The organism is Streptomyces sp. CB01249 (assembly GCF_001905735.1).
In the GTDB taxonomy this organism is placed as follows: domain Bacteria; phylum Actinomycetota; class Actinomycetes; order Streptomycetales; family Streptomycetaceae; genus Streptomyces.
The window spans coordinates 75,762-87,141 of the sequence record NZ_LISW01000009.1 but is presented as its reverse complement, the minus strand read 5'-3'; the positions used below and the strand labels follow the sequence as shown (position 1 = coordinate 87,141).

Genomic DNA, 11,380 nt, shown 5'->3' with positions numbered 1-11,380 from the left:
CGGCGGAAGGGGTGCGGGGCGGCTCACGCGGGGGCCTCGTGCTTGTCGTCGTCCGGTTCGGACGTGATCTGGTAGGACAGCAACTGCCGGAAGAGCCCGGGCTGTTCGGCGATTTCGGCGTACGTGCCCTCCTGGACGACGCGGCCCGCGTCGAGCACGACGATGCGGTCGGCGACGGCCACGTTCGCGATGCGGTGGGTCACAAGGAGCACCGCCCGGTCCCGGGCCAGGGACCGCAGCCGCTGGAAGATGCGGAACTCGGCACGCGGGTCGAGGTTGGCCGTCGGCTCGTCCAGGACCAGCAGCCCGGCCTGGCGGAAGAACGCCCTGGCCAGGGCGATGCGCTGCCACTGGCCGCCGCTCAGCTCCTCGCCGTTGAGCCATTCGCGGGCCAGGAGGGTGTCCAGGCCCGCGCCCAGCTTGTCGACTACCTCGTCGGCGTCGGCAGCCTCGCACGCCTCACGGACCGCCGCGTCGCCGCCCTCGGTGGGCTGCCCCTGAGTCACGTTCTCGCGCACGGTCAGCGGCCAGTGCGCGTAATCCTGCGGTACGAGGGCGACGTGCCGCCACAGGGCCTGCGGGTCGGCCTCAGTGGTGGGGACGCCGTCCCACAACACCTGCCCGTCCGTGGGCAGATAGAGGCCGCTGACCAGCTTCGACAGCGTCGACTTCCCGGAGCCGTTGAAGCCGACCAGTGCGGTGACCTCGCCCCGGCGCAGGGTGAGGGACACCTCGGACAGGGCGTCGTGCTCCTTGCCCGCGTAGCGGTGCGTGACCGACTTGACCTCGATCGTCTCCGGCGGCGCGGGGTGGTGCGGGCCCCGGCGCATGCGGAAGCCGCCCGCCTTGTCGAGGAAACCGGTCCAGTCGTCCATGTACAGCCCCGTCCGCACGGCGCGCGCGCCGACTGCCACCAGGCCGCGGACCGCCATGCCGACGGTCTGCAGGGCGAAGACGGCCGTGCCCGCGTGGCCGACGCTGATCCGGCCGTTCGCGAGCAGCCACACGACTGCCGCCCACACCACCGCCGACCCCAGCCCCCCGCATACCGCGCCGGCCAGGGACATCCGCGCGCCCTGGTCGGCCGCGGCCCGGTCTTCGCGGTTGATACGGGCGACGGTGTGCCGGTACCGGCCGGACAGGAAGTCGGCCATGGTCCCCGCGCGGATCTGGTCGGCGGCGTCCTTGGTGTAGATGTGCCAGCGCAGCACGGACAGCATCCGGTTGTCGCCGTTGCTCCGGAGATTGGCCAGGTAGCGGACGCGCGCGGCGCTGACCTGGGCCACGGCCTGCGGCAGGCTCGCGGCGACGAGGAGCGGGAGCAGCACCCAGTGCACACCGGCGAGCACGACGGCCCCGGCGAGGAACGCGGCGGCCGAGGCGATCAGGTCCTGCCCCTCGTTGATCAGGTCGCCGGTGACCTGGGCGCCGCGGTCGGCCGCCTCGCGGTCACGGTTGAAGTCGGGGTCGTCGTACGCGCACAACTCGACCTCGGCGCAGCCGGTGAGCAGCATCTGCTCGGCCTCGCGGGACATCAGCGGACCCAGCCTGGAGGAGAGCCAGTTGACGGTGATCCCGAGCAGCGCGCGCACCCCGGCCGCCCCGGCGAGCAGGGCGACGGACGGCCACGCGTCGAGGAGACGGTGGTAGACGTCCCCGTCGCGCAGCAGGGCCGTCAGGGTGCCCGCGATGGCGACCAGACCCAGGGCCTGCATCACCCCGGTGACCAGCTGGCACAGCAGCAGGCCGACGGTCGCCCGCCGGTCGACCCGCCACGCCAGCGCCAGCGAGCGGCGCACCAGCTGCGGCAGACGGCGGGCCATGTCGCGCATCCGGATCGACCGGCCGGCCGCCTCGCGGCTGCCGGTGAGATCGACGTAACGCATCTGCGGCTCGGGCTCGGGCGGTAAGGGGACGGATCGCGGTCCCGGAACGTCGCCGTTCGATTTCGGGAGGCTGTTGCGAGGGGGAGGGGTGGGGTGCATGGCGTTCCTCCGTCTGGGCGTCGATGTGGCACTGATGCTCTAAAAACGCGGTGGATCCGGTCCCGTAACGGCCGGATCGGAGGGCATTTTGTGAACGCAAGTTCTATTGGGGGATCAGGCCGTGGGGCCTCTGTGCCGTCGCCGCTGAAACTCGTTCGATCAGGTCGGGTCACCCCTGCGGGGGATTGCGGACACCGTGTGACCGTCCGGGGCCCCACCCGTAAGGTCGCCGCATGACGACACTGTCCACCGGCAGCGCGTTCGACGCGCTCCGAGCCGACGCCGTACGCGATCACGAGGAGCTGCGCCGGACGTACGAACTCCCGAGGGACACGTCGCTGCGCAAGCAGACGACCGAACTCAACGAACAGACGAAGAAGTTGATCGCCTGCTCGTCACTGGTCCTGGTCGCCAGCGCGGACCCGGAAGGGCGCTGCGACGTCTCCTCGCGCGGCGGGCCCGCCGGGTTCGTGGCCGTCCTGGACCCGCGGACGGTGGCGATCCCGGACGCGACCGGCAACAGGCGGCTGGACACCCTGCAGAACGTCATCGCCACCGGCCGGGCCGGGCTGCTGTTCATCGTCCCGGGGCGCACCACGACGCTCCGGGTGAACGGCCGGGCATGCGTCTCCACGCGCCCGGAACTGCTGGAGCAGCTGACCCCCGTGGGAAAGCCGCCGGCCAGCGCGCTGGTCGTGGGCATCGAGGAGGTCTACCCGCACTGCCCCAAGTCCCTTCTGCGCAGCGGAGCCTGGAAGCCCGAGCAGTGGCCGTCGGCGGACGACCAGCCGACCTCGGCCGAGGTCACGCTCGCCCAGCTCCGCATGCCGGGACTCACGATCGCCGACATCGAGCAGTCGGAGGCGGATTCCCTGAAGTACCGGTACGAGTGACGGGCCGGGGCCGGCCATTCGCCCTGGGAACGGAGCGCGTTCGGTGAAACCGGCACAGCCGCCGAGCCGTCTCCTCTAGCCTGACCAGTCGTTTGTGCGCCGTGGGCGCACGGTGCCGAAGGAGGACGTGCCTGTGCGGGCCCTGCGGGCGGATGACCCTGTACGCGTGGCGGACTACCGGCTGCTCGGCCGGCTCGGCGAGGGCGGGATGGGCGTGGTCTACCTCGCCCGGTCCCCGCGCGGCCGCATGGTGGCGGTCAAGTCGATCAGGCTCGAACTCGCGGCGCTGCCCGACTTCCGGCTCCGGTTCGCCGAAGAAGTCGCCATCGCCCAGCGCGTGGGCGGCGACTGGACGGCGGCCGTGCTCGACGCCGACCCGCACGCCGAACGGCCCTGGGTCGCCACCGCGTACGTCCCCGGCCCGACCCTCGCCGAGGTGGTGGCCCGTCACGGGCCGCTCCCGGAGCGCTCGGTACGTGGGCTGGCATCCGGTCTCTGCGACGCGCTGGCCGACATCCACGCGGCCGGGCTCGTCCACCGGGACCTGAAACCCTCCAACGTCATGATCACCATCGACGGCCCCAAGGTGATCGACTTCGGCATCGTCCGCGCCCTGGACGGCCCGACCCACGGCGGACTGACCTCCACCGGCGTGGTCGTCGGCTCCCCGGGCTTCATGGCGCCCGAGCAGGTACGCGGGGAACGTCTCACCGCCGCCTGCGACATCTTCTCGCTGGGCTCGGTCCTCGCCTTCGCCGCAGCCGGCCGTCTGCCCTTCGACACGGCCGAGGGGCGCCCGCACGCCCTCATGTACCGGGTGGTGCACGAGGAACCCGACCTCACGGGCATTCCGGAGGCCCTGCTCCCACTGATCGGCGACTGCCTCGCCAAGGACCCGGAGGCCAGGCCGTCGCTTGCCACGCTCCGGACGCGCGAGGAGACGCAGTTCCGGCATCTCGGCCCCTGGCTTCCCGCGCCGGTCCTGGCCAGGCTGGGTCAGGACGCGGCCCAGCTGCTGGAGCACGAGGACCCCGGTACCGTTCTGACGGCGGAGGAGGGCCAGCCCCCGGCACAGCCGCCCGAGGACGAGATCGGGACCGTCCCCGCCCAGCGCCCCGCCGTCCCGGCCACCGCCCCCGTCACCGCGCAGGCCGAACCGGAGCCCCGGCGTGGAACGTCACGCACACTGGCCGAGGAGCGCAACGGGCGTAACGGCCCCACCCCGTCCACGATGGCCGTGTACGCGACCCTCGCCCTGTTCGGGCTGGCGGCGCTGGGCACCACGATCACCCAATTGAACTTGCTGAGCGGGACCGTGTCGGACGCCCCGTCCCGGGACGAGGAAATGGCTTACCCCTGGGGCTACATCCAGATCGGGGCGGCGGTCGCCTTCGTCGTCTCCTGGTTGATCTGGTGCGCGAAAATGCGGTCCGCCGCCGAGGAGTTCGCCCCCGGACGGCTGCGTTACGAGCCCCGGCTGGCCGTCCTCTCGTGGTTCATTCCCCTGGGCAACCTCTACCTGCCCAAGCAGATCGCGAACGATGTCTGGCACGCCTCCAGCCCGACCTCCCTGGGCGGCGCCATGGCCCCGGCCGCCCGGCTGCACGTCTGGTGGGGGTGCGCTGTCTTCACCATGGTGACGTTGCCGCTGTACCTGTACTGGGCGGCTTTCGCATGGGCCGAGCACGAGGACTTCATCTCGCACGACAACGGGCTGACCTACGGGGACGACGGCTACAAGGACTGGGACACGTACGACATGTCGGAGGGCACCGTGGTGGGCCTGATCCTCCGCATCCTCGTGCTTCCCACCGTCGTGGCGACCGCCCTGTACGTGTCCCGGCTGACCGCGATGCAGCAGGCACGTCGCACCACCTGACGTCCGTGGGGGCCCTCGCGGGCACGGCCTAGGACATGTCGCCCCGGCACACCGTCCCCTGTACGGGGTGATCGGGTCACCGGTGCCGCCGACCACCAGGATGGGATCCGCGCCCTCGGCGTTCACCTGCGGGGTGACCCGCTCGCCGTCGAACGGCCAGTCGAAGCAGAGGTAGACGCCCGTGGACCAGGCCGCGCCGAACACAGGCGACGCGGCCGTTGTCGACCGGGGGCGCCGCCGGGTCGGCGGAGCCGGTGTCGTCCGAGCCCTTGTCCAGCGGGCGGCCGTCGTTGCGGTCGATCAGCGCGGTGAGCGCCTTGGCGAGGGGCTGCCACCCGTCCGTGCCGCGGGCGAGATGGTCGCCGACGTCGTACGCGAGGTCGTGGGCGTCGAGGGTCCTGCCGCCTCCGGCCGGGGCGGGCTTCCTCTCCAGGCGGTCGGCCAGCCGCGCCATCCGCGGGCGGCCTCCTCGGGCCCGTCCCCGGTCGGGCAGTCGCGGATATGGGCCGCGCTGGTCCGGCCCACGCCGCGCGGGTCGAAGGAGACCAGGTCGTAGCGGTCGCGCAGCGGCCCGTACTGGCGGAGGCGTGCGGGAAGTCCGCTCACGCCGGACACGCCGGGCCCGCCGAAGTTGAGGACTAGGGAACCGATGCGCCGGCTGTTCGGGCCCGTGGCCTCGAGGCGTATCAGGGCGACGTCGATCGTCCGCCCGTCCGGCTTCCGGTAGTCGAGGGGGGTCTTCATGACGGCGCAGTCGTAGCCCTCGCGCGCGGCCGGCGGCGAGGTGCAGCGCGACCAGCGGAGGTACTGACCCGTGGTGAGCGCGGTCCGTCGAATAAGCGCAGCGTACAAGCCGTCCACCCGCTCACAGGCGGCGCACAGCCGTCGCGCGGCTGTGCCGTCTCTGCGACGAGTCTGTGTCATTCCTGGCCCAGGGTGAGTAGGGCGTCGCGGCGCGCCTCATTGACGCGCTGCCGTCGCCGTGTTGCCCGGAACACCCTCCGGCTGCCGTACAACGCAGCCTCTACCGCGAGTTAGGTCAAAATGATACGCAAGGGACGCATCGTCACCGCAGTTGCCCTCACCACCCTGAGTCTCGGGCTCACGGCCTGCAACGATGACGAGGACCCGGCAGCGATGCCGGAATCGCCCTCGGCCTCCGCCCCGGCCTCGCCCACCCCGAGCAGCGAGAGCCCGTCGGCGGACCCCAGCGACGACGCCGGCTCCAAGCCCAGTGGTGACGTCGCCGCACCGGGCACGAAGTTCAAGGTCGGTGACCGGGCGGTCGTGCCGTTCAAGTACGGGACGTCAAAGGAGGGCACGGTCGCCATCACGGTCACGGCGATCGAGAAGGGCACCGAGGCCGACATGGCCCCCTTCGGCGACAAGGCGAAGGGCATGACGCCCTACTACATCCGCATGAAGGTGGAGAACGTCGGCGGCACGGACCTCTCCTACTCGTCGCTGAGGCTGCGCGGCAATCTGGCGGGCGGCGCTCCCACGGGCGTCATCCTGATCGGCGACCTCCCGGGCAAGTGCGACAGCGAGACGGCCCCCCGCGACTTCACCACGAAGGGCGCCTCCTACGAGACCTGCTCGCTCAGCGCCACGAAGACCGACCCCATCGCGGTCGCGTCGTTCGAGGAGGGTGACGCGTACAGGGACAGCCCGGTCATCTGGAGCAACTGACCACCCGCTCCCACGACCGCGGGCCGGGGCGTCCCGTCGCTGACGGAAGGCCCCGGCCCGGGAAGTGGTGTCACAGCCATCATGACAGGTCAGAGGGCATTTTCGTAGGAGCAACGGCACAGCGGACAAGCCTTGTTGGGCCCCTCCGGGAGCGCCCAGAATCTCCGCCATGAATCACTCGCGGAAAGTCGATCAGGACGACATCGTGCGAGCGCGGAATGTGCTGCTCGCCTCGGGACGCCGCACACCGCGCGAGGAAGTCGACGCCTACCGGGTGCTCGCCCAGGTCAGCCCCGCCTCGTACCTGCCACGCCTGGCCAGGGCGCTGCAGGCCCTGGGCTTCGAGAACTCCCACCGCCACACGCGCCCGGACCGCCTCGCGCTGTGCGAGGAGGCGGTCGCCGTGGCACGGTCCATCGATCCGGGCGAACCCACCCGTGCCGATGTTCTCTACGACGCGCTCGATACGTGCCAGAGAGTGCTGTACAGCCGGGGCCGACGCGAGGAAGGACTCGCTCTGCGTGCCGAGATGGTCGCCGTTGGTCGTGCACAGGCGGCAGTGAGTGGAACCCCCGTGGTCAGGGGGCTGGAAGTGTGGGCCCGCGGTCTTGCCGAGGAAGGCCGGTACGACGAAGCCGCCGATGTCTTGGCCGAGTTGCACATGGCGGACCGGCCCAAGACGCTGAACGGTGGGTCCCACTCCTGGTCACTCCTGGAGTGGATCGCCGTTCTCCATGACGCGGGCCGGTTCGGCGAAGCGCTCGCCGCGTTCGAGACACTCGTACGCATGGAACGGGAGGAAGCCGCGAACGACCGTGGCCCGACGGCCTGTTACCTCTACTCGCTCATCGGATACGCGCAGATGCTCGACGCCCATGGCCGGGGCGAGCAGGCGGGCCTCGCCCGGCAGGAGGCACTCGCTCTGCTGACGGAGCTGGCCGACACCGGGGAGCGAAAGACATGGAGCGGCTATCAGAGGTCGTTCTGGGCCGTGCTGCTGTCCTTCCCCGGCGCCGAGGGCGACCGGCCCGCACCCCGAGGACCGCGTCCGCCTTCGGGCGCGACGAAACTGCAATGGTCGCGCGATGTCAGGGAGCGCTACTTCGACAGCCGTCACGCCCTTCGTGAGGAGGTGGACGCTCTTGCTCCGCTGGCCGCCGAGGTTCCGGACCGGCACCTCGCCGACCTGGTCGGCCTGCATCGCGTCCTCACCATCCGCTCCGCCGTCCACGGGGAATCGCACCGTTGCCGGTACGCGGAGGATGTGCGCCACCTGTTCGACGAGGGAGTGGGGCTGGCCCGACGCCTTGCCCGGCACGAACCGGTCCGAGGAGCGCGGGAACTGGCCAGGAGCCTGATCGACCGGTCGACGTACCGCACCTCCGCCTTCCAGTACGGGCCCGCCCTCGATGACTTCCGCGAAGCGCTGAGCTGCCTGGGGGAGGCCGGACCCACCTGATCCGGCCCCCGCCCCGGTCGGTCAGCGGCCGACCTTGCGGTGGCGGGTGAGAACGGCGGCGCCGGCCCGCTCACTGCCCAGGCACTCCAGGTCGGCATGAGGCCCGTCCGCCGGGAACAGCCTCCGCCCGGTGTCCAGGATGGTGGGGAAGGTCAGCAGCCGGTACTCGTCCACCAGGTCCGCGGCCATCAGCTGCCGCACGACGCTCAGGCTCCCGGCGACCACCACGTCCCGCTGCTCGCGCTTGACGGCCTCGCCCGGATCGCCGTCGAGGAGGCGCGAGTTCGCCGAAGGCGTCGAAGACGCGCGGATCGGCGAAGACCACGTTGTGCGCGACCCGGCCGTCGATGACGGCGAAGACCTGCAAGGTGTGCAGCCGGTGCCCACCCCCGGACGCCGGCGCGTACGCGGCGAGCGCGGGCTGCCCGTTGGCGGTGAGCTCCCGCACGGCCCAGCCGGTGCCGCGCATCGCGAACACCCGCTCCATGAACCGGCCGTAGTCCCCGCTGCCGCGGTACCACAGCGGCACCGGCGGCATCTCCAGCACGGCGTCCTCGGCCAGCAGGCGCACCAGCGCGGGCACGTCCGCCGCCTCGAACGCCCGGACGTACCGCTGGACGACCGCCCGCACCCCGGGATCGTCCGGCTCGGCGACCGCACCGGCGTCGGCCACTTCGGCGAGCGCGGCACGGGCCCGCTGCAGCGCGCTGTTGACCGCCGCGACCGTCGTCCCCAGCTGCTCGGCAACCTCGGCGGCAGCGGACGGTGTCCGCGCCCCTCCAGGGCGGTCAGGCACACGTTGGTCGCGATCCGGTACAGCCAGGTCCGTACCGACGCGCGCCCCGGGTCGTACCGCTTCCGGGCCTTCCACGCCCGCAGCAACGTCTCCTGCACCAGGTCCTCCGCCTCGTGGAACGAGCCCAGCACGCGGTAGCAGTACGTCGTCAACTCGCCCCGGAACGGCTCGAAATCCACGCCCCCATCATGCAGGTGTCCGCACAATCTCCTGGTTCTGTTCACCGTATGGTCACATTATCGGTAGGCTCTGGGGCGCTTCATCCGCACCACCAAGGGGGAACCGCCATGCGCACCCGTCATGCCCTGACCACCGCCGCAACCATGGCTTCGGTCGTCTCGCTCGGCCTCGTCGCCGGCACTCCTGCCCAGGCCGCCGAGTACTCCTCGGTCCTGAAGATCAAGGGCGTCCAGTACGACGCACCGGGGCGCGACTCCAACAAGTGCTCGGGCGGCAACGCGGCGAGCGAGTACCTGACGATCAAGAACTACTCGCGGACCACGACGGTCAACCTCAAGGGCTACGTCGTCAAGGACGCCACCGGGAACAAGTTCACCTTCACGAAGTCCCACACGCTGCAGCCCGGCGACTACGTGAAGCTCCGCGGCAACCGGGGCACCGACTCCGACGCCAAGAACGTCGTTTACCGCCAGAACTGCAACTTCATCTGGAACAACGACAAGGACACGATCTACCTCTACAAGCCCTCCGGCGCCCGCGCGGACGTCCACGCCTACACCAAGAGGGCCAACGACCGCGACGGCAACGGCTACATCACGTATCACGGGTGACCCGGATACCCGCCATCGAGCGATCAAAGCGTGCATAAGATTTAAGTAAGGTCAGGCGAGTGAAGCCGAATCTCCGGGGCACAGGACGTCTCGGAGGTTGATAATCATGGTTCCTGTCATTCTTGTTCTGCTGCTCGCCCTGCTTCTCTTCGGTGCCGGATTCGCGCTGAAGGCCCTGTGGTGGATCGCCGTCATCGTGCTGGTGGTCTGGCTTCTCGGGTTCGTGATCCGGCCGACGGTCAACGGTAAGCGCGGCCGCTGGTACCGGTGGTGAATTCCCTGCTGACCGTTTCCGTTCCAACGGGGTAAAAGGAATTCCACTTCCACGAAAGGGGCTTGCCATGCTCGGAATCGTCGCTGCGGTGTTGTTCTTCGTCTCGTTCCTGATCAACGCGGCGGATATCAGCACCAACGATGCCTTCTCCTCGACCAACGTGATGCTGCTGGGGCTCACGGCACTGGCCCTCCACGTGGCGGGGATAGGCAGCGGCTGGGCCCGCAGGCGGTGATGTGCCGCCCCGGCCCTGGCCATGGACGAGCCCTCGACCTTCCGGTCGAGGGCTCGTTCCGCGTGCGGCGGCGCTCCTAGGACAGGGACAGCAGGCGGTCCAGGACCCCGGGGTCGGCCTTCACGCCGTCGTGCAGGTGGGTCTCGGAGACCCAGGTACGCAGGCCCCGCACCCGGGACGCCGTGGTGAGGGAGTGGTCGTGGTCGACGTACATGTCCTGGCGGTACACCGCCGCGGCGACCGGCACCGTGTTCGCCGCGAGGCGGTCGAGGTCGTAGAGGGCGGGCCAGTCGGTGCGGTGGGCGAGCGCGTCCGCTGCGGCCTTCAGAGGGACGAGGGCCGGGTCCTCGTCGAACATCCAGGGGTACATCATCTCGCCCGTGAAATGCAGCGGCCCGCCCGCGGAGGCGTCGAACTCGGGGAACTCCGCCCGCACCCGGTCGGCCGACCATGCCGTGGCCCGGCCGCCCTGCGCGTAGATCGCCTCGTGCAGGACCGCGTACAGCGGACGCGGCGCGAGCGAGACGACGGAGTCGACGCCGCGCAGGAACGTGTCGGACAGGACCGGCCCGCCCCGCCCGGGTACGAAGGCGCCCTCCAGCAGATAGTGCAGGGAGTCGAAGGCCGACGCGGTGCCGAAGGTGATCCCCAGCGTCTGGAACCGGCGCACCGACAGACGTTCGCCCGACGGCATGCGGACGTCGCGGTCGGCCAGCTGCGCGGCGACCCGCGCGGCCAGGGCACGGTCATGGGGGTATCGCTCGAAGTACCGGGCGTTGGCGGCGAGCGTACGCCGGTACGCCGCCCGGTACACGTCGTCGGCGTGCCCGGTGAGAGTGGGCAGGCCGCCGGTGATCAGGGCCCGGTCCAGGCCCTCCGGGGCGAGGCCGAGATACGTGAGCGTGGCGAAGCCGCCGAAGCTCTGCCCCAGCACCGTCCAGGGCCGGTCGCCCTGCAACCGGCGGCGCAGCAGCTCCGCGTCGCGGACGATCGAATCGGCCCGGAAATGCGTGAGGTACCGCGCCGCGTCGGCCCGGCCGGCCAGGGTGGTGCGGTCCGCCGGGGTGGACCGGCCGGTGCCGCGCTGGTCCAGGAGGACGACGCGGAACTCCTTCAGGGCGCGGCGCAGCCAGGCGCCCGCCGCGTTGGGACGTTCGGCGCGCCCGCCCGGCCCGCCCTGGAGCCAGAGCAGCCGCGGCAGCTCACGGCCCTCCATGCCCTCGGCGACGACCTCCCGTGCGAAGACGGAGATGCCCGGCCCGTCGGGGCGGGCGTGGTCGAGGGGTACGTCGAGGGTGTGATCGGTGCAGACGAGGCCGCTGTGGCGGTACGTGATCTGGTCGTCGGTCAAGTCCGGCTCCTGGGGCGGGGGTGAAGGG

At 70.9% G+C, this 11,380-nt stretch carries 10 protein-coding genes and 3 pseudogenes; 7 read left to right on the top strand and 6 right to left on the bottom strand.

Annotated features, from left to right (window positions below):
* Window positions 1-23 precede the first annotated feature (23 nt).
* Window positions 24-1,886: an ABC transporter ATP-binding protein gene (locus tag AMK18_RS30470; RefSeq protein ID WP_073865323.1), complete on the bottom strand. Its 1,863-nt coding sequence runs from the start codon at window positions 1,884-1,886 to the stop codon at window positions 24-26.
* Between the two features lie 332 nt (window positions 1,887-2,218).
* On the opposite strand from AMK18_RS30470, the gene AMK18_RS30465 reads away from it, so the two are divergent.
* Both AMK18_RS30465 and AMK18_RS30460 read left to right on the top strand, forming a co-directional pair.
* Window positions 2,219-2,878: an MSMEG_1061 family FMN-dependent PPOX-type flavoprotein gene (locus tag AMK18_RS30465; RefSeq protein WP_073865322.1), complete on the top strand. Its 660-nt coding sequence runs from the start codon at window positions 2,219-2,221 to the stop codon at window positions 2,876-2,878.
* A gap of 166 nt (window positions 2,879-3,044) precedes the next feature.
* A complete protein-coding gene (locus AMK18_RS30460) occupies window positions 3,045-4,757 on the top strand; it encodes a protein kinase domain-containing protein (protein ID WP_338014071.1) in 1,713 nt (570 codons plus the stop codon).
* A gap of 63 nt (window positions 4,758-4,820) precedes the next feature.
* On the opposite strand, the pseudogene AMK18_RS35720 reads toward AMK18_RS30460, so the two are convergent.
* Window positions 4,821-4,961, bottom strand: a pseudogene (locus AMK18_RS35720) (alpha/beta hydrolase); the annotation flags it as partial.
* Window positions 4,962-5,057: 96 nt separating this feature from the next.
* Window positions 5,058-5,609, bottom strand: a complete 552-nt coding sequence (locus tag AMK18_RS35630; protein ID WP_198957116.1) for a hypothetical protein — start codon at window positions 5,607-5,609, stop codon at window positions 5,058-5,060.
* A 192-nt stretch (window positions 5,610-5,801) separates the two neighbouring features.
* Between AMK18_RS35630 and AMK18_RS30445 the strand changes: the two genes are divergently transcribed.
* Window positions 5,802-6,446 (top strand): hypothetical protein, encoded by a 645-nt coding sequence (locus AMK18_RS30445; RefSeq protein ID WP_018103116.1) that lies wholly within the window; start codon window positions 5,802-5,804, stop codon window positions 6,444-6,446.
* 169 nt (window positions 6,447-6,615) lie between these two features.
* Window positions 6,616-7,905 (top strand): hypothetical protein, encoded by a 1,290-nt coding sequence (locus AMK18_RS30440; protein ID WP_079199366.1) that lies wholly within the window; start codon window positions 6,616-6,618, stop codon window positions 7,903-7,905.
* A 21-nt stretch (window positions 7,906-7,926) separates the two neighbouring features.
* Here the strand turns inward: AMK18_RS30440 and AMK18_RS35625 are convergent.
* Window positions 7,927-8,139: pseudogene (locus tag AMK18_RS35625) on the bottom strand (dihydrofolate reductase family protein); the annotation flags it as partial.
* 55 nt (window positions 8,140-8,194) lie between these two features.
* Window positions 8,195-8,880: pseudogene (locus AMK18_RS34280) on the bottom strand (sigma factor); the annotation flags it as partial.
* A gap of 108 nt (window positions 8,881-8,988) precedes the next feature.
* On the opposite strand from AMK18_RS34280, the gene AMK18_RS30420 reads away from it, so the two are divergent.
* From AMK18_RS30420 to AMK18_RS35000, 3 genes are all read left to right on the top strand, one after another.
* The gene (locus AMK18_RS30420; RefSeq protein WP_073865320.1) at window positions 8,989-9,492 is read left to right on the top strand and encodes a lamin tail domain-containing protein; all 504 of its coding nucleotides are present in this window, start codon (window positions 8,989-8,991) and stop codon (window positions 9,490-9,492) included.
* Between the two features lie 106 nt (window positions 9,493-9,598).
* Window positions 9,599-9,766, top strand: coding sequence for a hydrophobic protein (locus AMK18_RS30415; protein WP_073865319.1), 168 nt, complete (start codon window positions 9,599-9,601; stop codon window positions 9,764-9,766).
* 67 nt (window positions 9,767-9,833) lie between these two features.
* The gene (locus AMK18_RS35000) at window positions 9,834-10,001 is read left to right on the top strand and encodes a hypothetical protein (RefSeq protein ID WP_018103121.1); all 168 of its coding nucleotides are present in this window, start codon (window positions 9,834-9,836) and stop codon (window positions 9,999-10,001) included.
* A gap of 76 nt (window positions 10,002-10,077) precedes the next feature.
* On the opposite strand, the gene AMK18_RS30410 is transcribed toward AMK18_RS35000, so the two are convergent.
* Entirely contained in the window at window positions 10,078-11,352 is a 1,275-nt protein-coding gene (locus AMK18_RS30410) for an alpha/beta fold hydrolase (protein ID WP_073865318.1), read from the bottom strand.
* Window positions 11,353-11,380 lie beyond the last annotated feature (28 nt).